This window comes from Litorivivens sp. (assembly GCF_041625495.1).
Classification (GTDB): Bacteria; Pseudomonadota; Gammaproteobacteria; order Pseudomonadales; family Spongiibacteraceae; genus Litorivivens.
The window spans coordinates 1-20,618 of sequence record NZ_JBFJTH010000059.1; the positions used below are offsets into that span (position 1 = coordinate 1).

Here is a 20,618-nt window from a genome sequence, read left to right on the forward strand (position 1 = left end):
ATCAGAAGCCCCGATGTTTGTCAGCAAATAGCCCGCTGTCTGCAAGGCGATTGCAGTTCTCGATGGCCTGCTTATTGTCTTCGCGCCACTTTCTGCGCTTGCTTACCCTGACTTCCTCTTCCAGTGCACGCTCAAGGGTAGCAGAAAGGTTTACCTTTAAGCTCCTTGCTTCGGCAAGTAAGCTACTGTTTATGCTAAGGTTTGTAGCCTTTTTGGGGGCCTCTTTATCAAATATCTCGCGCATCACAGAACCTCCTGCATGCATAATGCGTATAATAGATGCGCATGGTAGCAGCAAGGCATTTAACAAGGCAAGGCAGGCCGACGCCGTAAAGCGGCGCGGTTGCTTGCGGCGTTAGTGCTCTGAATCGATTCATCCTATTTCTAGCCGTTCTCCGACTATCAGGACCACTGGTCGCCGGAGAGGTAAGACCTTACCCATCGCTATTCGATGGTGAAATTGGCTCTCCATTCCCCCTCAAAGCGGAAGGTGAACGGCGACATGAGCGCTCGCCAGTAACTCAGTTTCGCGTGCCAAATTATGGGCCGACGTCCTCCTTTTTTACGGAGTACCAGATTCAACTGATCAGTCAAGGCGATTTTGTATCCATGGTTACTGCCGAGGCGCCAGTCATTTCTAATGCTGAGTGCCTTAACAGGCTCGATTACTTTCGGCACTTAATATTGGAAAAGTTCTCCGCATATCGTTTGGTTTCGGTCGAGAAAAGTCAGCTAGGTGCTGGCGATGAACTCTCCGCTCCGAACGAGAATCGCCACTTCGTGGCGACCGGCCATCGAAATTATGGGATATCTGAATTACGCTTCAATACGCGGCTAACTCGCCCATCTGGAAACTACATTTCATAACTGACTTCTAAACCAATATTTCGTGGCTCCGAGTAGATCGAGCTCTGGAAGTAAGTCAGATTCCATTGGTTACTGTTGGAGATGCGGTACTTTTTATTTTCCAGATTGGTGCCAAACAAGCGCAGAGTGAATGGCGAATTAAACGGCCTGCGCCAATCAATACTGCCACGTGTCAGGCCGACTGCGGGCATCCAGACGCCAGGCTCTGCTTCAGGTACAGACGTCAATGCTGTGTAGCGTTTGTCCACCCAAGCATAGGTAATTGCAGCTTCCAACTCGCCAAACTGGTCTGAAATTGGTAATTGATATCGCAGAGACAAGCTGTATTGGTGCTCTGGAACATTACGGAAGGGAACGCAAGTCAGCTCCAATTTCCCGCCATTGGTTATTTCATTGCCGCTGCAATCAAGCTGGGGCGTTGCGCCATAGTAGTCGTATGAAAACTCGTTATAGCCCGCTTCGGTGTAGCCGTAAGTGCCGATAAAATAGAGGCGCTCAGAAAGCGGCATCATCATATCCATTTCGAATCCACCTACCCAGGCTTCACCGACATTGAAATTCGCCTGACCAAGCTGTGCTACCGGACTTGGTCTGTTGGGATCAATATAGGCGTCAGGTGCTGAAACCTGCATATCGGTGTAGTCGGTATAGTAGATTGCGGTATTCAAGCGAATGGGCAGGTCGCCAATTTTAAAGTCGGATTTTTGTCCAATTTCGTAGTTCAAAACATATTCCGGATCAAATGTTCTATGATCCGGATTTGCTGAAACCGTTGAAATGCCTCCGGTTTTGTAACCCTTGCTGACCTTGCCATACACCATGGTATTCTCAAACTTATAATCCAGGCCTAGGGTAAAGGTTGGTGAGGAACTGGAAATCTCCGTGACATAACTGCTGTCCGCGAGCGGGAATACACCTGCTGCAATCTGCGTAATAAAGCCTGTTCCCTTAGTGGTGTCTTTGGTATAGCGTGCCCCAGCCGTTAAATTCAGTCCGGCCAATTTCTCTGACGTCACCCCGAGATCAATAGTTGATTGCGCAAACCCGGCTATTGAGTCATTGCTTTGGGTGTAGCCTTGATCAACGTTGACAAACATCAGCGACGTTGCTTTGATGTTTCCCTTCGCCTCTGTCTCTGAGTAATAGGCACCGATAACGTAGGAGAGCATGTCCTCCAGAGCTTTCCCCTGAAGCTGAATTTCCTCCGAGAAGGTTTCGACGTTCGCGTTATCGAGATCGTCTGGGTTGATAAATTCATTCAGCGCCACTCTGGAGCCATCGAGATCCCAGCGGTAGGTGTGATCCATCGTCGAGTAACTGACGATATTGACCAGGCTCAGAGAATCGTTCAGTGCCAGGCTTAATTTATCGAGATACAGCCCGCTCTCAAGTTGGTCATTCGGGTCTGCACTGAGTTGTACGCGTCGAACGCCACGTGCAGCCTGTTCATCAAGGACATCCTGGCCGCAGTTTGATGAAGGCCCATATACATTCAGAATCAGACAACCCGCATTGGCGGTTTGCGAAAGGTCTACACCGGGAATAATTGTGGTGATCAGTCCCGCGCCGATTGCTGAAGGAATTGCCTTGTTCAATCCTTCGCGATTGATACGTTCTATAACCGTTGCGGTGCCGTTATCGCTGCTGTCGGAATAATTGAGCATCAAGTAGTTTTCGATGTTCTCGGTTGGACGCCAGAGTAAGCTGAATCGCCCCGTCCAGTAACTTTTGCTGTCATAGTCTTTGCCGGTCACAACATCCTCGGTGAAACCATCGCGATCAAAGACTTTCGCCCCCAATCTTGCCATCAATACCTCATCGATAATCGGAAAATTGATCACGGCTTGATAACTATGTCCATCTGCTTGTACACCGCTTTCGCCGGCCATACGAGTTACATTGCCGCTGGCCGAAAACGAAAATTCTTCATGTGGTCTGGCAGGCTCCAGCAGCATTGCCCCCCCGGTGGTGTTGCGACCAAAAAGCGTTCCCTGTGAACCTTTCAATATCTGGACGTTGGCAAGATCAAAAAACTTACCGGGGCCACCCTGGTAGTTTGCGACGGGATCAGCGGGCAGAGCCACTTCGCTCATATACATGACTACCCCGGGGGCACTGCCGAATTGCGAACCTTGCCCACGAATAGTCGGTGTTTCTGTATTTCGCATTGTGTTACCGGTATCAACGACCAGCGAGGGGACTTTTCCATTCAGATCAGTTGGGCTATTTATCTGTTCTCTAGCAAGGTCGCTGGCGCTCATCGCAGAAATGGCAATTGGCACGTCTTGCGCATTTTCCGAGGTTCTCCGAGCGGTCACCAGAATTTCCTCCAGCCCGATGCCCACGGGTTTCTCAGAAGCAGCAGTAGTTTTCTGCTCTTCTTGTGTAAGGCCAGTCGATGCTGATAAGAGGAGAATTGCACTGAGTAACAGTGCGCGAACGGAAGGCAATCGCACACTGTTTTTCGCTTTAAATGGGCCCACCACCTTTTCTCCTGATCAATTATTATTTGCCACGCGTTCAGAAACTCAGCATTACTTCATGCGCTTTAATAAATACGGATAGACCTTGCCTGCGTTCCACTGACAGACATACAGATTGTCATCGCCATCGGCACAGACGTCGTGTACATGACAAAAACTGGAAAAATCGGACACCAGATCAGTCAAGTTTCCTGACTCATCAAATTTCGCCGTTCCGCCAAGCGTTGCGCAGACTCTGTTGTTTTTATCGAGGAGCGCCACAAAGCCCGAGTTTGCCTTGAGATGTTTTCCGGACCAGCACAGTCCCAACAGGATATTCTGACCGTGAACGACTGGTCGACAGGGAAAGCCACCAGGAAGCGGGATATCGTTGAGGTATTCTCCATCGAGGCTGAATCGCTTTAAACATGAGGCCTTGCGAGAGGTGACCAGCAGGATCGGATGTTCTGGATCGCGGGTATCAACCGCGATTCCATGTGCAAAATCCAGCTTGTCCCTCTCCTTGCCTTTCCCCCCAAAGACGCGAACAAGGTTGCCTCCGTTATCAAACTGCAGAATGTGTTGGGAGCCATAGCCATCCGCAACGTAAATATCGCCATTGGGTGCCACGGCCGTTTGCGTCGGTGCATAGGGCATAGAGCGGCTATAAATGCCTGCGTCGGCTGGGTTCGGCAGTATTTTCAGTAAATCGCCTGAAAGAGAGAACTTCATTACCCGGGGATTGTAAGGATCACAAATCCACAGTACCTCCTTACCATTTTCGACAGCCAGGGTCAGGCCATGCGCTCCCGAAGAATTTAATGTCCATTTTCCTTCCACATGACCGGTGCGATTGAAAATAATGATATTGTTCTTGGGGTTATCGGTGAGCAAATACAGCCTGTTTTTGCTGTCTATCACCATTTCATGACAATTATTTACCTGCAGCGATTGGGCGTCTGTCTGACACCATTGCCGGTCAAGCCGATAGCGATACTGTCCTTCTCCGAGTACGTCGGTGTCATATTCTGGTGTCCTGATCCAGCGCATTCTTGAAAAGAGTTGGATGGCAGTAATATAGACATTGCCTGCCCATTCAGTCGCTTTGCCATGCAGTCGTTGAATCAGCATCAGGGCACCAACGCTTTACCGACGAGACAGCACAAGAGGCAATTTTTCATATCGTCTGACCTGGAGGCTTTCGACCCATTGCGGTGGGGTTTTGGGGTCGAGAGAAATGTCGTTTGTCATCTCCAACAGTTTGCCCAACACAATTTTTGCCTCCAGTCTTGCCAATGGCGCACCGATACACATATGGATACCTTTGCCAAAGGTCATGTGGCGACGCGGACGATCAAGGTCAATTTTATCTGCGTGCTCAAAGACCTTTGGGTCCCGATTGCCTGCTCCCCAAAAAAGTAGGACCGTTGAGCCTGATGGAATAACGGTATCGCCGAGCTGAGTATTTTTATGGGTTGAGCGCAAGTGGTAGCGGAACGGTGATTCAAGTCGAGCGATTTCCTCAATAAAATTCGGAATACGTTCTGGCGCTTCGCGCAGGCTCTGCTGAAGCTGAGGGCTGTCAGCAAGGATGCGTACCGCACTGCCGAGTAGGCTGGTGGTGGACTCACCCCCGGCGGACAGGAATAGATGCAAGAAGGCGGCACCCTCCATCTGGCTTAATGTTCCATCAGCGATACTGCGCTTGATCGATCCGAGAATATTTTCGCTGCCCGGTTGTGTTGCTTTCAGTTGTCTGGCTACCCAGCGATTGATAAGTAAGGAACGGATCATGTACCAAGCCAGCTGTGGCAGCGACGAAGAACCACTGACGATGGCCGTCGAATCAAAGGCGGCTCGCAGCATTTTGTTAATATCCGCACCTTGAAAGCCGACAAGATCACTGACAATCTGCATCGGCAGTGGATTTGCAATTGCAGACATAAAATCAATATCGCCGGCGTCGACGGCTTTTGTCACATAACAGGTGGCTACCTTTTCAATTTCATCTTGCAGTTCGGCGATGCGCTTTGGTGAAAAACTGGGCAGCACAGCCCGCTTGTGGGTTTCATGAACAGGGAGGTCGGCGGTAGCTAGAACTTCCAGCACTCCCGCACGGCGAAAAATCCGGCCGGGTAGCCCGTTCCGTTTGCGATAGAGCACGCTGGTCATTTTCGACGAGAAATCAGCGGTACGCTTTGTTGCTTCGTCGATCAGGGCATAATCGCTTACAATAAAAATTTTTGTGTCGGGTACCCGCCAAACTGGCGCTTCATCGCGCAGTTGCCGATAGAAAGGATAAGGGTTCTCGAGTACCGCTTTATCGAGCAGTACTTTTGCAGGTATAGGTTTGCTCATTTTGCCATTGAAATTTGCATGATGTTATTTATTATTGTCAGCATGCTGACAACGTGAGTCGGAAATGTCAAGATATGGATCTCAAGCGCGTAGCCCTCAATAAAGAAGCCAATAGCCTCATTGTTCAGGTTTTCAGGCTTAACGGTTTGCTCTTGCATACGGCAGATAACTTGGTGTCGAAGTTTGGATTGACCGGTGCCCGATGGCAGGTATTGGGGGCCATTGCTCGGGCCGGACAGCCTGAAACGATTTCCTCCATAGCGCGAAATATGGGGCTGACAAGACAAAGCGTCCACCGGGTTGTGCGTGAAATGGAGGCTGAGGGTATGCTGGCCTTTAGTGATAACCCGCTTCACAAGCGCGCAAAACTTGTGATGATGACAAAAAAAGGCGAAGCCGCATTTCTTGCCGCACTTGAGCTTCAAGGCCCTTGGGTCAAAGCCTTGTCTGACGGAATCAGCAAGCAGCGTCTGGTCGATGCCAATGAGGTATTACAGGCGATCAGCAAGCGCCTGGAAGATCAGAAGGGGTAGTATTCAGGTGTGCTGATGCGATAGGTCCGCGCTGTTTGAATGATCGGGGCTTAAAATGAGGTTGCAAACGCGGCCATGCTGAGAATTATCTCGGGTAGGTTTGCGGCGATAATTGGCCCGTCTCGATGTGTCTTTACCATTCCATAGGCTACCAACAATCTACACAGACGTTGATACATACTTTGTATACCTAGATTTTTATTACGAGTAAATGGCTAATATCTATGACGGCAGGTCAGACGGTCATTAGCCGTTTTATCAAAGGGGTCCGAGAATGGGTCAAACCCGCAAAATAAACTAAGATAGATATACCTTAGCTTACAAGCTCCAAGCCGTTAAGTTGGCAAGCCACCCTGGCGTTATGGCAAAGGACGTTGCAGAATCTTTGGACTTCCCCGAGAATCCTAGACACTTCCGCGCTATTCGCATGAAAGTGTCTACAAAAGTGGTGCCAGTTCATCGCCCCAAGCGGTCGCCTGCTGTAGGCGTTAGTTAAACGGGGCAAGAAATTTACGGCAGATTTTAGGGCGTCTTTTTTGTAGACTGATTCGAATCAGTAAAAGGAAATAACAATAATGACAAAAACCCAGATGGCCCGGTCTCTCATGACGGGAATCCTGTTCTCTCTCTGTAGCCTTTTTGCCGGCATCTCTCTGGCGCAGGATTCAGAGCCGGATTTTGCATCCGGTACCTTTCACTTTTTTGATATTATTGTGCCGCAGCCCAAAGATGTGATCCTAAAACTTCTGCCTCCCGGGTATACACTGGCTGATGCTCCCAAGATTCTTACCAAAGGCAAAAACGATCACGTGTTGCTAGTTTCTCTTGGCCAAGTAATTGAAAGTACGATGTACGACAGCGCCCCGCTTCCCAGCTTTTATGACGTCAAGCTTTCGATTCCCTATGTTAAAGCGCCCGGCGTTCAGGGTCTTGTTGTGTACGACATTGCCTATTTTTTTGAGAACCCGGCAATGTGCTTCGGCGTATTTGCCGAGTGCCAACCCTCTACGGTGAATATGTCCTACGGTGACAGTGGTACGTTCAGTGTGCGGCGACACCTGCAGGACGCTCTCAGCTCTCCGGTGGCGGAAGGTAGCTATGAGCTTGGTTCAGTGTATGCCCCCACAGCGCTCGTCAACGCTGTCGATACCTACGTGAATACGCAGCCAATGTTGGGCTCTTCACCGCTGGCCTGCAATGCGATTCCCAGCTCTGCTTACCCGTCTTGCCTGGAACGGGAAGACCGCTTTAGTGACGCCACGATGGGACCACGCACTCACCGCGTTAGTCTGAAATTGAAATTGGCGGAATTTGGCTGTCAGGCCGAGGGATTGCCCGAGGTTTTGGAGGTAGATAACGTGATTGCGCTCGAAGGCATCATGCCATTTCGGGCCGGTACCCCTCAAACCTGCCCGGTAGAATAAGCTCGAAAAACAATAGCTTAAAAAACTACATAAACTTGCAAACGTCCCTACGTATACTTGTTGCGTAACTCGTGGATCCGAAGTTTTCCAGTGGGGGTGCGGGGCAGTGCCTCGGTAAATTCGATACTACGCGGGATCTTGAAGCCAGCCAGATGTTGCCGCGCAAAATCACGGATAGCTGCCGCTAGGTCAGAAGAAGGTTGGTGGCCTGTTTGTAGTTGCACCAGCGCTTTAACTTCTTCGCCCCATTCCGGGTTGGGAATTCCAAATACGGCCACATCCAAAATTTGAGGATGGTTCATCAGTGCCTGTTCTACTTCCTGCGGGTAGATATTTACTCCGCCGGAGATAATCATGTGGGAGGCACGGTCGGACAGGTAGACGAAGCCTTCTTTGTCTACCCTGCCAATATCGCCGAGGCTCATAACATGGGGTTGGGGGTGGGCTTTGGCCGTTTTTTCCGGATCGTTGTGATAACTGAAGATTTGCGCCAGTTCTGTGTGACGGCAATAGAGCAGGCCGGTGTCGTCGGCTATTGGTTTGCCGCTTTCATCGCCAACAAACACGTCAAAGTTACCAATCGCTTTTCCTACCGTGCCGGGATGGTTTAACCATTCTTCGCTGGTGACCATCGTCACAATGCCAGACTCCGTGCCGCCCCAGTACTCGGTCAATATTGGGCCCCACCAGTCGATCATGCGTTTTTTTACCGATTGTGCAATGGGGGCGGCCCCGTGCAATACGTAGTTCAGTGAAGGCAGCTGTGGGGCGTTGCCCTTGTCATCTATGTGCTGCAGCAAGCGAACAAACATTGTTGGTACTAGGTGGGTGGTGGTGACGCTGTATTGCTGAACGGCATTGAAAAATGTGTCGCAGTCCCACTTGGGCAAAATGATCATGGGGGCACCATTGATCAGGTCATACAGTGCAAGCAGGCCGGGGGCTGCGTGATAGAGAGGGCCGGTGACTAGATGGGGTCCGCCGCCTTGTAAGCCAAAGTTGCGTCCTGCCAGACGCATGCGATCCAGCAGCTGACCTACCGTGTCAGGTTTGGCGCGCCGTACGCCTTTAGGGCGGCCAGTGGTGCCGCTGGTATACAACATGCTGCCGCCACAGGGCGAAGATTCGTCAATTTCGGTGCCCGTTGGCAGGGGGCCGAGTGTCTGCAGGTTGATGATTTGGCCTGTGCCATGGGGTGCCAATAGCGCTTCGTGGCTGTTGTCGCAGAACACGAGGCTGGCCCCACAGTCATGGCGAATGTAGTCAATTTCAGATGCGGTGAGGTGGGTGTTCACCGGTGTAACCCATGCTCCTGCCAATTGTCCGGCGAGCATCGCCTCCACGTGATCAATGCGATTGCCTACCAGCAACGCGATGTGATCACCGGGAGCAATGCCATACTCGGTTTGTAGCAGTGTCACCAGAGCGGTAACGCGGGCATGCAGTTCGCGCCAGGTTCTACGCGACGTGAGATCTGTGATGGCAAGGCTGTCGGGATTGTTTGTGAGCTGTTGTTTAAACAGGCTGGATGGCATTGCAGAACCTTGAAGTGGTCGTTACTGAGTTCGCAGAGAATAGGGCCTTGCGTTAAATAGCTCAAACTCTCCGGTTAATAAATAGGCGGCACTACCGGCATGAATATGCTGCGCAGTACCTTCAGTGCGTGCTGCTTTTTGGCGCAGTTGCACTGTTTGCGGACAGCAACTTCCACAAAAAACGGGTAAAATTACGCAAACTGCACGCTAAATTAACGCTATGGCTAAGGGAACTTTGCCTAGCGTTGATAAACTAATGGGGTAATTGCGGCAGGCACAGTTTATGCACTGCTGAATTATCACCAGTCGATTTATTGCACTAGGATTTCATGAGACAGAGTAAAGCCCTTTATGGCATTTCCCGCATTGACGACCCGATTTACCGCACCCACGCTTGGCGCGTCAGCCTGCGGCGGCAGAATCGCATGTTTGTAAGAAATTTCGCTGATAAGCAGCACGGCGGCAAGCAGCGCGCGCTCGCGGCGGCCAAGGCTTATCGCGATCGTATAGTCAAAGAGCATCCGCCCACTACCCGGCAGCAGTTCTGTGCAACCTTGCGTCGCCACAATACCAGTGGCATTCCTGGGGTGTACCGCTATGCCAAGCCCTATGTGCTGGCCGACGGCGAGGTAAGAAAGCTCTGGTACTGGGAAACAACCTGGCCCACCCCGGAGGGCGGTAGTGCAAAAGCTACATTCAGCGTAAAGCAGTACGGTGAGGAAAAAGCGAAGCAATTGGCCATTGCTGCGCGTGAGGCAGGAGTGCGTAAGCTGGAGGGCGTGTTCTGGGCGTCAGAGCGCGGAGCCGCCTAAATACCGGGCTGCCAATTCCTAGACGACAGAGCGAGGGAGCAATGACACAATGTGTGACAGGCTTCCGCTTTGTCGTGAAAAGAAGAGTGACAATCGGTAGTTGCGCAACTAAAGTGTGAATATTCACATTTTAGAGATTGTGCGTGATGCGTTCGCAGATTCCTGAAGAGCCGCTTCTCACACCTGTCTTGATTAAGGAAAATCTGGCAGTAATAGACGAGCTGCGGCAAACCATCCGACAGGGCGCCGGGGCGACCTGTGAGCCTGAGGCCGCATCGTCGCTGAGTTTTAGGTGCGACAACTGGAAATACCGCAGGCATGCTGTCTATGTGCCTACCAGCCTGTTGACCGAGTGCGTCAATCTTATCCCGCAGCGAGATCTAACAAGTCTTTGTAGCATCGTGATCAACGAGGCCTATGCGCACTTTATTGCTCGGGTGGAGCTGGACACTCGAGTAGTGGCGGAGCAGATGGTGATCACTAGCGCCATTATGATTCATCTCGATTCTGCGGCACGGTCTGCACTGTTAGACGCAGAAAATCGCTACGGTGTTTCCTACTTGCTCAGCCTTTCGCTTGAAGGTTCAAGCGGTGGCACGAGCGGCTATTTTGACGTGCAGCACCGGCTGTATAGAAATCAACGGGCAGTTTCAGATGCGCATGAGAGTGTCAGCAGCCCGGCGACAATCTCATTTCCCGCCGGATATGGGGAGCAGGCTTGTCGCCCTCAGGGCGTGACTCTCCAGTGATCGCTCTGGAGGCAGCGTTGACTGATATATGCCTCACCGATAAGACGCGAGTTAAAGAGACTCCCCCAGGTTTGCGATTTATGGAAGCTGCGTTTCCCATAAGTGCCGAGCCTGCCGATGCTACGTCAGTAAGGCATCGGCTCGACTGATCACTGCCAGATGACGGGTTTGCGCGCTTTATACCAGGCGTCGGCCAGCGGTGAGTAGCGCGATTCAATCACGTCCCGCTTTATTTTCATGGTTGGCGTTAGCGCGCCGTCTTCGATACCCCAACGGTCCTTGACGACCACAATAAACGCCAGGTGCTCATGTGGGTCTAGGCCGGCGTTTGTTTGCTTGAGCAGCTGCTGCAGTGTGGCCGACTGGCCGGCTCGGGCCTCGGTATCTGTTGGGAGTCCTTCCGAGAGCATAGCCAATGCAAAAGGTTGAGGATGGCCCGCGCCAGTGACACAGGCGGCCTCAATCATGGCGTTAGCGGCGAGCTTGTTTTCAATAGGCGCGGGCGCTACATACTTGCCCTTGGCGGTCTTGAATAACTCTTTGGTGCGGCCCGTGATAAACAGGTAGCCATCGTCATCGATATGGCCGCGATCACCGGTTCGAAACCAACCGTCTTCCGTATGGGCCTCGGCAGTTTTGTCTGCGTCCTTGAAATAGCCCAGCATATTGTTAGGTGACCGAATCTGTATTTCGCCGTCGTCTGCAATACGGTGATCAATGCCGGGGTAAGCTCGGCCGACGGTGCCAGCAATCTTTTCCCCCGGCAGCGTAGAGTGGGATAGGGCAAAATTCTCTGACATGCCATAGCCCTCGAGCATGGTCAGCCCCAGTCGTCGATACCAGTCCAATACGGCCTGTGGTAAAGGCGCCGAACCCGTTACCGCGTACTTGACGTGGTCTAGGCCGAGCTGCTTGAGGATCTTCTTTTTTACCACGCCAGACAGGATGGGAATGCGAAGCAGGCGGTTTAGCTTCGGCTCAGGCATTTTTTCGAGTACACCCAAGCGGAAGCGAATCCAGAGTCGCGGTACGGAAAAGAATACTGTCGGGCGGGCACGTCGTAAATCTGCGGGAAAGGTTTGCAGGCTCTCTGAAAAGAAAATGTGGAACCCAAAGAAGAGACCGTCAACCTCCACCATGAGCCGTTCCGCAACATGGGCGAGAGGTAAGTAAGATAGTGCGCGCTCACGTTCCGCAAACGTCAGACGCTGGCTACAACTCTCAACGGCAGCAGACATGGTGCCGAAGGAATGCATGACCCCTTTGGGTGCGCCTGTAGACCCCGAGGTATAAACGATGGTTGCCAGATCCTCAGGTTTGCGTCGATCAAGCTCTGCATCCGGCAAGGGCGCGCTATCTTCTATGATCTTGCCAAGCCGTGGTGCCTGTACCTGCGAGGGTGCCAGATCGAACGCGACGCACGGCATACCTTCCGGCACGCCGGGCTGCATCATGTCCCAGTCATCTAGCTTGCCGACAAAGAGTAAGCGGGCTTCGCTGTGTTCCAAAATCTGTCTAACGGTGTCAGCGGCAAGTGTCGGGTAGAGCGGCACCGAGATATGTCCTGCCATCCAGATGGCCAGATCGGCAATGATCCATTGCGCACAATTCTTGGAGCAAAGGGCAATCTGACTAGCAGGAGGAAAGTTCTGAGACTTGAGGTAGGTCGCCAGACAGCGCGCCTGATGGTCAACATCCTGCCAGCTGTAGTCGATAACGCTACCATCTGCTAGTGGTTGGGTAAGGAAGGTCTCGTTGCCTCGGCGGTTTACCCAGTGGGCGAGCCAGTCGAGTGGCGAATGCGATGAGGGAGTTACATTACTGTTAGTCATAGAGCCTTCATTATTATGGTTGGTAACGGTGAGCATGTGTTCGGCGCACAAACCACCATACGCCTTTGTACCGCAAAATTCCTGCCTATAGCGCCTATAGATGAATGGTAGGCGACAGGGGAATATATTTTCAGAAGCGGAAAACCCAGTCAAATGTGCTTTCGCCCACTTATAGTGCGCTCTGCCGCCTAATGATTAATAGACTGTAACCACGATGGCGAAACCGAATTACGTAAACTTCCCGGCTTAGATGACACATTACAATATAAGAAGTTAGCTACTATGATCACGGACCAACTGAGTACTCGTAAAAAGACCCTGTCGACGTTCACCGCATTGGCATGTGCATCACTGCTTTGCGCTACCGCGCACGCACAGCAGGCTAGTGGGGAAAAGGCGGCCGGCAAGGCGTCTGAAGTTTCGCAGCAGCCGAACCGGGCTACCAAGCGCGCTGCCCTCGAAGAAGTTGTGGTCACGGCCCGTCGCCGTGAGGAGAGCTTACAGACTGCGCCGGTGGCCGTCTCCGCCCTTACTGGTGATGATATGCGCCAGCGCGGTATTACTAATACCGGTGAGCTCGCCAAAAGTGTTCCCAGCCTGGAGATCAGCCAAGGTCGCGCCAGCCAGATCTATATCCGTGGCGTGGGGCAACGCTCCGGTTTTGCCCGTGTTGACCCCACCGTCGGTGTCTATCTGGATGATCTGTTTATCCCGCGCTCTGACAGTCAGCTTCTGGATACGGTGGATATCGAGAACGTGCAGGTTCTGCGTGGTCCTCAGGGTACGCTTTTCGGCAAGAACACAACTGGCGGCGCAATGGTACTGACGCTCGCCAAGCCCGGTGATACCCAAGAAGGCTATGTTGACCTGACGCTAGGCAGCCTTGGCGCTCAAACCCTCAGAGCCGCCTGGACTCAGCCGGTCACCGATGATCTGTCGGTACGGTTCGCCATCAACAATCGTCGCCGAGATGGTTTTACAGAGGATGTTGTTTCCGGTCAGAAAGGCGGCTCGGTGGATAGACTCTCGGGATTGTTTCAAACCCGCTGGCTCGCCAGCGACAGCGTCACAGTAGATACCCTGCTGTTTCTGAGTGACCGTGATGACACACTCGAACACAACAACTGCCGTATAAATAATGACCAGGCGTTGTTTCTCGAAGGCTTGTACGTGATGTGGCCTGGCGATACCGACCCCAGCCAGCCAACCGCCTACCGTGAGAACTGTGAAGCCAACTCCGAAGAGCGCCTGGGGGACCTCAAGAGCAATACAGGGGCCTACCCGAACCTGAATTGGGATCAGCAGCAGGCCATGATAGGCGCCACAGTGGAATGGTTGTATAGCCCGGATCACCAGATCAAGGGTGTGTTCGGAGCGCGCAAAGCGGAAAAGGGAGCGCTGGTCACTAGCGATCAGGACGGTGGTCCTGGTAACTGGTCCGAATCCCACAATCACGGTGATAGCGAGCAGAAGTCACTCAGCGCGGAATTGCAGTTCAGCGGCGGTTTCTTTGATGAGCGACTGCGTTACACCGGTGGTCTGTTCTATATGCTGGAAGAGAACTTTGAGCCCTTTACGCTGGTCTCTGGTTTCGGCGGGCTCGACCTGAAAACCATCGGCGAACTCGGCGCTGGGCAAGTACCCACTCGGCCGACGCCAGGTGGTACCGTTCCCTTTGTCGGTGCGGTAACCGGCAACCCCATTCAGCAGAACGAGTTTGATCTAACGAATAATACCCTCGCGGCTTATGTTCAGAGCTCTTTTGATATCACCCCGATGCTTGAACTTACGCTGGGCTTACGCTGGACGTCTGAAAATCGCGAGTCAAATCTAGTGCTGACACAGGCTGATACCACAGCCATTGAAAACCGCATGCGAAGCGCCGGCTTGGTTGGCGCTTGTCTCGGGCCTGAACTGCCGGGCGTATGTCAGTCCAATGTGCCCTGGGCCGCTGATCCAGTCGGGCAGATCTCGGCGCTGTTCCCTGATGCCAATGGCGATGGCATAGATGATTTCCCAATGAATGATTCACCCTTTCTGGATCAATCCAAGGAGAAAACTTTTTCCAAAGTAACGCCCATGGCCTCGCTGTCGTACACCATCCCCGGTCTCGGTGACGGCTTTCTCTCCAGTGTTACCCTCTATACCACTTACAGCGACGGCTTTAAGTCTGGCTTTTTCGAGCCACGCGTAGAGGACGGGTTGCAGCAAGTTGAGCCAGAAGAAGTAAAAAATCTTGAGTTTGGCTACAAGATTGAGGCGTTAGAGCGCTCACTGCGTATCAATGGCGCCATTTACACCATGGAGTTCACCAATCAACAGCTGATTCAAGTGCAGACAGATTCTGCGGAAAACCTGGCAGTAGTTTTTGATAACGCGGGCAACTCTGAGATCGAGGGCACCGAAGTCGAAGTTCAGTGGATGCCTTCGGCAAATATGCTGGTGAATTTCTCGGCAAGTTATAACGATTACACGTTTACCGAATTTAGTGATCGTGATCTTCTGCAGGCCTCGCTGGGTAATAATGTTGTGGTAGATCGTACCGACGAGCCTTTCCCTGTGTCTCCGGAGACAACCGTTTCCCTGGGTGTGCAATATACGTGGGATACGACCGTTGGCTCATTCACGCCGCGTATTGATGCGTCCTACAAAAGCGAAATATACCTTGGTCTTGACCGAGGCTCCTTCGAGGCTTACGAGCGCAACAAGGAACTTGCCGGAGACGACGCGAAAACGCTGGTCGATCTGCGCTTTAGCTGGTCGAGCCTCGATTACCGAACCTCTGTGGCTGCGTTCGTAAAGAATGCGACCGACGAGCGCTACCTCCCCGGCGCAGCTTCTGTGGGTTCTTCGTTGGGCACCTTCTTTAGCTTTTACGGTGAACCACGAACCTATGGTGTCGAGCTTCGATATGAGTACTAGCGGTATCTGACCGCTGCATAAGGCAAAGCCCACTATGCGCCCGCTGCGTTCGCCGGCGGGCGCAAGGTATCTCACTCCAGCTCGCTATGAGCCATAGAATCTCGGCTTCTTTGACATCCTCTCGGGAGCTGAAGCTCTCCGAGATTCCCAAAAGCCATTACAGCTTTGGTCCCAGGGCGGCCTAAGCCGGTACCTTTCCTTCCGCAAGACGCTGGAGTCCCAGCGCGAGAATGTTTCTGGCGCTATTGATATCGCGCTGATGCTCAGCTCCGCACTCTGAACAGACCCATTCTCTAATTCCAAGATCGGCCCTACCTTTCGGACTACTGTCGGGAATTATCCCGCAGCACGAGCACGTCTGGGTGGAGTAGGCTTCATTGATTACCTCAAATACCACGCCTGCGTGATCGCACTTATAGGCCAGCATGGCTTTGAGTTGGCCCCAACCGGCATCCTAAACAGATTTCGCCATTTTGGTTTTTACCAGCTTGAGACTCGATACGTTTCCAACGAAGATCGCCGCATTCTCGTTGACGAGTTTGCGGCTGTATTTATGCAGGGCATCTGCCCTGCGGTTCTTGGTTTTAGCGTGGATCGCCTTAACGCGAGACTTGTTTTTGGCGCGCTGGGCAATACCGAGCTTGGCTTCCAGGGCACGATACTCTCGCCCTGCACTGGCGTGGCCGGTGGAATCGGTCGCGGTATCTTTGCACCCTAGATCAATGCCAACCGTGGCCCTCCCGGCGGAGGGCTTTCTTGAACGAAGTGTAGCATAATGCTACAATCTATTCAAAGCGTGACTTGCCGAGGTTGCCATGCCTAAAGCTAATTCCCCTGTTCGTATCCAGCGCGGCCTAATGGCCGATGCTACCGCTGTTGGCAAAGCGCACCACCGCAGCGCCGCAGAGCAGATTGAGTATTGGGCTGACATTGGGCGAAAGGTTTCCAAGATCATCGACCCTGATGCACTGTTGAGATTGACTGCGGGGGTGGTGAAGATTGCGTTGGAACCGGCAAAGCCAGTGACGGTAGACCCTGACGATGTGTTCGCCAAGCTTGATCGTGATCGTGAATCTGGCGCGATTCAGGCCGCATTACCTGCGAACAGTGTTCGCTATCAGGCCTGCCGAGCCCATCCTGGGAAATTGGAGAGGATATCCAGTGATGGCAGCACCCAGGTTGGCGAATTCAAAGGCGGCCAATTCATTCCTGATAGGTCGTAGCTTTGAAACAGCTTTGGGCTATCGTCGGAGGTAATGGCGCTGGGAAAAGCACCTTTTACCAGCAAATGCTTGAGCCGATGGACTTGCCTTTTATCAATGCGGACGTCATAGCGAGAGAGGTTTGGCCTGATGACCCTGAGGGGAATAGCTATGATGCTGCCCAACTGGCCTCACGGCTGAGAGATGAGCTTTTGGATGAGGGAAGAAGTTTTTGCTTTGAAACGGTCTTCTCACACCCATCGAAGATCGACATTCTAGGCAAGGCCAAAGCGCTCGGCTACCAGATCATCTTGGTGGTTATAAATGTTTCATCCTCAGACCTAAACAAGGCGCGAGTGGCTCAGCGAGTCGAGCACGGAGGCCACTCCGTTCCTGATGAGAAGGTTGAAGCTCGCATCCCTCGGATGCTTCAGAATGTCGCCAATGCCATACCGCTTTGCGATGAGGTTAGGGTGCTCGACAATTCAAGCTACGAGAAACCCTTCCTGCCAGTACTGACAATCAAAAACGGCAACTATACTTATCACATCGAATCACTCCCAGACTGGGCAGAATCTATTTTTCAATGATGTGCCACCGCACATGACAATATTTCTGAAGTCCGCCGCCGTTGGCGGGGTGTGCGTATACAGCGCGTAGATCTGCCCTAGAAAAATTACCGTCCTAACTATCTCTGATTTTCTCTCCCTCCCAGTTCCTACTGCACCCCGCTCAACCCGAGATAATGGCTACATATCAACGGGGAGGGGAATAAATGCAACAAGTACTGGATTTTCAAGCGGCTTTTCAGAAACGCCACACTGAGCGCGTGCCAAAAGACACACAAACCCGCGTTAAGATCGAGCGTTACTCGGGCGGCTGCTCCCTGCGTATAAATGTAAAATCCATACCAGGCGTGATCTTCAACGCGAACCACGTGACAGCGACTAAGCAATTTACCCCTCGGCGGTTAAATATGCCGCATGTGAAAACGTATCGGGAGTTGATTTCCACGCTAAATACTACGTAATTGTACCTATTGAGGGTGGTAAGGTATTAGATCACGATGCCACGGTAACTAACTGTCAGCGCCTACTATAGTTCCCTTCTTGCCACCTATTGGCGGGAGCCAGGTCCGTAAAATCCCCTATGTGGATGGCGTACATTTTTTATTATTTTAACCATGCAAGGTGCTATACATTTCGCGCTCTGACTGGCTGAAGCTTGTTTTCTAAGCGGTCGCAGCAACTGGCTATAGACCAACATGGTCCCGGACGGGCCAAAGCAGTGGACGATGCCTCTATGCAAGAAGTTACTGAACTCGATTATGGGTTCACTCGACGAAGGATTAATGGTTCTTGCAATTAGTGAAACTGAGCCCAGTTCTGTCGTCTATATAAACCCTCAATTTACGACTATTTTTGGTTACACACTCAGCGAACTTCAGGGTGTTGGTTCGGCGGCGTTGTGCCAGCTGTGTGATGACGATGCCGCGATCACCAAGATTACCAATGCGGTACTGTCCCGGACGCCTGTCACGCTGGAAATGCGTTGTGTGAGAAAGGATGGTAGCCAGTTTCCTTGTCGGGTAAGTATCAATATGTCAATAAAGCCCGACGGCGAGTTTGACTATCTCGTCGTTCGAAATCGCGACATCAGCAAGGAGCGGGAAGTCGAACAGAAACTGATACAGTCTAATATTTCCCTGATAAGCCGCAATACCGAATTACAGACGCTGGCCACGCGTGACCAGCTCACTTCACTTCATAATCGTCGTTATTTTGACAGTCAGTTTGACCGCTTGTGTGGTTTTCATAGCCGCCATCGAATGCCGATGTGTGTCGCTTTTATTGATATTGATTGTTACAAGCAATACAACGATTTCTACGGGCATATTGCGGGAGACAATGTTCTACGAACGGTAGGGCGAGAGATCAAGGAAACATTTTCCCGACTTGAGGATATAACAGCGCGGTTCGGTGGGGATGAGTTTGTGATTGTTTCATCGTGCGATGCCGAAACGGACGATGTCCGCATTCATTTTGATGTACTTCGGAAAAATGTGGAATCCCTGGCTATACCACATGAAAAATCAACGTGTGGAGGCGTTATCTCGCTCAGCATAGGGGTCTTTGTAGGTATTCCCACCGAAGCGGATACACCCAGTAAGATACTCAATGCGGCAGATATCGCGCTGTATTCAGCCAAAGCGTCAGGTAGAAATAAGACCGTAATATATAGCCCGGAACTGCGTAAGATTGTGGGGACTGGTGCCGGCGCTTAATGGTTAGCGCTGCGCTGATATTCGGATGGCTACTTTTCTCGCGAACTCCGCCATCTATTTAACATAATTAAAATTTAACGTATTAGAAGCCGTAGCTCAGAGATAGCAGGAACCAATGAACAGAGTAGTTCGGTGTTTCATTGCCCAGAGCGATCGTGGAACTCAGGCTCGATTGCGTTACACCGTCGGTGCTGTAATTCCGCGCGTTGTATTTTTCATAGCCAAGGTTCAGGTTAATGCCAATTCGTGCTGAATACTGGTGATTAAGCTCCAACGAGAGCCTCATCATCTTGTCGCCCTGATCGGGTAAGGGTTCGCTCGACAGTAGTGCCCCCTCGCCAAACTCCAGTAGACTTTTTGAGTGTGATAGGAGGTAACCGAGGGTCATATTGGTTCGGGGTGCTATCTCGTTGACTTCGAGTTCGGCGCCCAGTGTTTTTACGGCATCTTCATTGTTATGGCGCCAATTTCGCTCAGGGTTTTGGCTTTCGGGTACGAGGGCAAAGCCGCGGAAGCTACGTCCTGTCTGGCGGGACTGAAGGACTTCGTGGCCAGCATATACACTCCAGGTAAAACGCTCGGGCTGAGTGTAGCTCATATCCAGGTACGCCGAACGCAGTCGACTACTCTGTAAGCCGAAGTCCGTGTCGGGATAATCATCGACAGCCCGGTTTAAGGATAGCCCAACCTGGAACTGATCGTCTGGTAGCCAGTCGACCCGCACCATGCCCTGATTGCGATGGCGATCGGCCAAGTAATACCGGCGTAGGGCCGGGAGGTTTTCAAAGCGCTCGTCGGCGGGCAGACTATTGATATAAGCTGGCGTATGGCTGGCCAAGAAATACTTCTCTCCTTGATAGCGGCTGCCGTGACGCCGCTCATGGCTGATTTCCAGTCGCCATTGCACTTGCTCGCCGAGCCAGTCCGAAACAGCCAGGCCTGCGGTTTGTTGCTGCAGACTTCTTACCTCAGACGCATCTCGCGTTGTATTTCTGTACTGATAGGACGCTCGTATATTGGTTGACGTGCCGGCGCGATAGCGAAGGTTCGTATCAAGTTCCTGCTCACGAAAGTCGAAGGGTATGTTGTAGCGTGCGCGATTGCTTGCGGCGTTATTCTGATTCTGAGAGTCTCCGCCGATGTAGATGAAAAGGTCGGTGGGCGTTTTATTTTCTCTGTTTTCATAGCGGGCATTGATGTCCAGTGCCAAGCGCTGGCTTAAGGTGTGATGAAAACCCAGTGAAGCACGCGTAATTGCAATCTCACCCTCAAGTGAATCACGCGGCAAGGGTGAACTGATGTTCAGTGATGGGTTGATTGTGTATGGCAGAAACGTTTCGTCCTGCTGCATCAGCCCGTAATCCAGGCGTCCGTTGAGTCGGGTTTTGGGGCTGAGTCTTGCGGTACCCGCGAGATAGATTTGCTGGTATTGGTTGTCTGGTTCCAGAGCGATGGCGCCCTGACCACTGGGATAGCCCGCGGAGGCGTCCCAGCCGTTGATGGCTGAAAATGGATTGCGCCATACTTGCTGGCGTTCGTCATTTTCAAACTGTGAGAACTGGTAGCCAAGTGTTGCTGAATAGGCACTGTCTTGGTAGCTCGCCTGCAATCTCAGTTCATCGAAAACGAAATCGACGG

Annotated in this window: 16 protein-coding genes and 1 pseudogene; 9 read left to right on the forward strand and 8 right to left on the reverse strand. The window is 52.0% G+C overall.

Going from position 1 to position 20,618, the window contains the following annotated elements:
- Position 1: 1 nt before the first annotated feature.
- From ABYP39_RS08805 to ABYP39_RS08820, 4 genes are all read right to left on the reverse strand, one after another.
- A complete protein-coding gene (locus ABYP39_RS08805) occupies positions 2-244 on the reverse strand; it encodes a type II toxin-antitoxin system CcdA family antitoxin (RefSeq protein ID WP_372747848.1) in 243 nt (80 codons plus the stop codon).
- A 610-nt stretch (positions 245-854) separates the two neighbouring features.
- Positions 855-3,350 (reverse strand): TonB-dependent receptor, encoded by a 2,496-nt coding sequence (locus tag ABYP39_RS08810; protein ID WP_372782108.1) that lies wholly within the window; start codon positions 3,348-3,350, stop codon positions 855-857.
- 51 nt (positions 3,351-3,401) lie between these two features.
- Positions 3,402-4,460 (reverse strand): 6-bladed beta-propeller, encoded by a 1,059-nt coding sequence (locus ABYP39_RS08815; RefSeq protein WP_372747847.1) that lies wholly within the window; start codon positions 4,458-4,460, stop codon positions 3,402-3,404.
- A 15-nt stretch (positions 4,461-4,475) separates the two neighbouring features.
- On the reverse strand, positions 4,476-5,687 hold the full coding sequence (locus ABYP39_RS08820) for a cytochrome P450 (RefSeq protein ID WP_372747846.1): 1,212 nt from the start codon (positions 5,685-5,687) through the stop codon (positions 4,476-4,478).
- Positions 5,688-5,761: 74 nt separating this feature from the next.
- Between ABYP39_RS08820 and ABYP39_RS08825 the strand changes: the two genes are divergently transcribed.
- Positions 5,762-6,220, forward strand: a complete 459-nt coding sequence (locus tag ABYP39_RS08825) for a MarR family winged helix-turn-helix transcriptional regulator (protein WP_372747845.1) — start codon at positions 5,762-5,764, stop codon at positions 6,218-6,220.
- A 575-nt stretch (positions 6,221-6,795) separates the two neighbouring features.
- On the forward strand, positions 6,796-7,644 hold the full coding sequence (locus ABYP39_RS08830; RefSeq protein ID WP_372747844.1) for a hypothetical protein: 849 nt from the start codon (positions 6,796-6,798) through the stop codon (positions 7,642-7,644).
- Positions 7,645-7,691: 47 nt separating this feature from the next.
- On the opposite strand, the gene ABYP39_RS08835 is transcribed toward ABYP39_RS08830, so the two are convergent.
- Positions 7,692-9,179: an AMP-binding protein gene (locus tag ABYP39_RS08835; protein ID WP_372782110.1), complete on the reverse strand. Its 1,488-nt coding sequence runs from the start codon at positions 9,177-9,179 to the stop codon at positions 7,692-7,694.
- A gap of 329 nt (positions 9,180-9,508) precedes the next feature.
- On the opposite strand from ABYP39_RS08835, the gene ABYP39_RS08840 reads away from it, so the two are divergent.
- Together ABYP39_RS08840 and ABYP39_RS08845 are read left to right on the forward strand one after the other, a co-directional pair.
- Positions 9,509-9,991, forward strand: coding sequence for a hypothetical protein (locus ABYP39_RS08840; protein ID WP_372749380.1), 483 nt, complete (start codon positions 9,509-9,511; stop codon positions 9,989-9,991).
- Positions 9,992-10,134: 143 nt separating this feature from the next.
- Positions 10,135-10,740, forward strand: coding sequence for a hypothetical protein (locus ABYP39_RS08845; RefSeq protein ID WP_372749379.1), 606 nt, complete (start codon positions 10,135-10,137; stop codon positions 10,738-10,740).
- A 149-nt stretch (positions 10,741-10,889) separates the two neighbouring features.
- On the opposite strand, the gene ABYP39_RS08850 is transcribed toward ABYP39_RS08845, so the two are convergent.
- Positions 10,890-12,572: an AMP-binding protein gene (locus ABYP39_RS08850; protein WP_372782112.1), complete on the reverse strand. Its 1,683-nt coding sequence runs from the start codon at positions 12,570-12,572 to the stop codon at positions 10,890-10,892.
- 282 nt (positions 12,573-12,854) lie between these two features.
- Here ABYP39_RS08850 and ABYP39_RS08855 point away from each other — a divergent pair, with 282 nt between their 5' ends.
- Positions 12,855-15,494 carry a TonB-dependent receptor gene (locus ABYP39_RS08855; RefSeq protein ID WP_372782114.1) on the forward strand — a complete coding sequence of 880 codons (2,640 nt, stop codon included), beginning with the start codon at positions 12,855-12,857 and terminating at the stop codon, positions 15,492-15,494.
- A 181-nt stretch (positions 15,495-15,675) separates the two neighbouring features.
- Here ABYP39_RS08855 and ABYP39_RS08860 read toward each other — a convergent pair.
- A pseudogene (locus ABYP39_RS08860) lies at positions 15,676-16,245 on the reverse strand (RNA-guided endonuclease InsQ/TnpB family protein); the annotation flags it as partial.
- 64 nt (positions 16,246-16,309) lie between these two features.
- Here ABYP39_RS08860 and ABYP39_RS08865 point away from each other — a divergent pair.
- The 4 genes from ABYP39_RS08865 to ABYP39_RS08880 all read left to right on the forward strand — a co-directional run bounded on the left by ABYP39_RS08865 (position 16,310) and on the right by ABYP39_RS08880 (position 18,980).
- A complete protein-coding gene (locus ABYP39_RS08865; protein ID WP_372782116.1) occupies positions 16,310-16,717 on the forward strand; it encodes a hypothetical protein in 408 nt (135 codons plus the stop codon).
- 2 nt (positions 16,718-16,719) lie between these two features.
- Complete coding sequence (locus tag ABYP39_RS08870; protein WP_372782118.1) at positions 16,720-17,286, forward strand: AAA family ATPase; 567 nt, start codon at positions 16,720-16,722, stop codon at positions 17,284-17,286.
- A gap of 185 nt (positions 17,287-17,471) precedes the next feature.
- Positions 17,472-17,726, forward strand: a complete 255-nt coding sequence (locus ABYP39_RS08875; protein WP_372782120.1) for a hypothetical protein — start codon at positions 17,472-17,474, stop codon at positions 17,724-17,726.
- 297 nt (positions 17,727-18,023) lie between these two features.
- Positions 18,024-18,980, forward strand: a complete 957-nt coding sequence (locus ABYP39_RS08880) for a diguanylate cyclase (protein ID WP_372782122.1) — start codon at positions 18,024-18,026, stop codon at positions 18,978-18,980.
- Positions 18,981-19,062: 82 nt separating this feature from the next.
- Here the strand turns inward: ABYP39_RS08880 and ABYP39_RS08885 are convergent.
- Positions 19,063-20,618: MtrB/PioB family decaheme-associated outer membrane protein (locus ABYP39_RS08885; protein ID WP_372782124.1), on the reverse strand; the 1,556-nt coding region annotated here is incomplete at its 5' end.

What these genes read in the sequence shown, in the direction of transcription:
- ABYP39_RS08805 (WP_372747848.1), bottom strand. Translation starts at nt 244, where the DNA reads ATGCGCGAGATATTTGATAAAGAGGCCCCCAAAAAGGCTACAAACCTT.
- ABYP39_RS08815 (WP_372747847.1), bottom strand. Translation starts at nt 4,460, where the DNA reads ATGCTGATTCAACGACTGCATGGCAAAGCGACTGAATGGGCAGGCAAT.
- ABYP39_RS08820 (WP_372747846.1), bottom strand. Translation starts at nt 5,687, where the DNA reads ATGAGCAAACCTATACCTGCAAAAGTACTGCTCGATAAAGCGGTACTC.
- ABYP39_RS08825 (WP_372747845.1), top strand. Translation starts at nt 5,762, where the DNA reads ATGGATCTCAAGCGCGTAGCCCTCAATAAAGAAGCCAATAGCCTCATT.
- ABYP39_RS08830 (WP_372747844.1), top strand. Translation starts at nt 6,796, where the DNA reads ATGACAAAAACCCAGATGGCCCGGTCTCTCATGACGGGAATCCTGTTC.
- ABYP39_RS08835 (WP_372782110.1), bottom strand. Translation starts at nt 9,179, where the DNA reads ATGCCATCCAGCCTGTTTAAACAACAGCTCACAAACAATCCCGACAGC.
- ABYP39_RS08840 (WP_372749380.1), top strand. Translation starts at nt 9,509, where the DNA reads ATGAGACAGAGTAAAGCCCTTTATGGCATTTCCCGCATTGACGACCCG.
- ABYP39_RS08850 (WP_372782112.1), bottom strand. Translation starts at nt 12,572, where the DNA reads ATGACTAACAGTAATGTAACTCCCTCATCGCATTCGCCACTCGACTGG.
- ABYP39_RS08855 (WP_372782114.1), top strand. Translation starts at nt 12,855, where the DNA reads ATGATCACGGACCAACTGAGTACTCGTAAAAAGACCCTGTCGACGTTC.
- ABYP39_RS08865 (WP_372782116.1), top strand. Translation starts at nt 16,310, where the DNA reads ATGCCTAAAGCTAATTCCCCTGTTCGTATCCAGCGCGGCCTAATGGCC.
- ABYP39_RS08875 (WP_372782120.1), top strand. Translation starts at nt 17,472, where the DNA reads ATGCAACAAGTACTGGATTTTCAAGCGGCTTTTCAGAAACGCCACACT.
- ABYP39_RS08880 (WP_372782122.1), top strand. Translation starts at nt 18,024, where the DNA reads ATGGGTTCACTCGACGAAGGATTAATGGTTCTTGCAATTAGTGAAACT.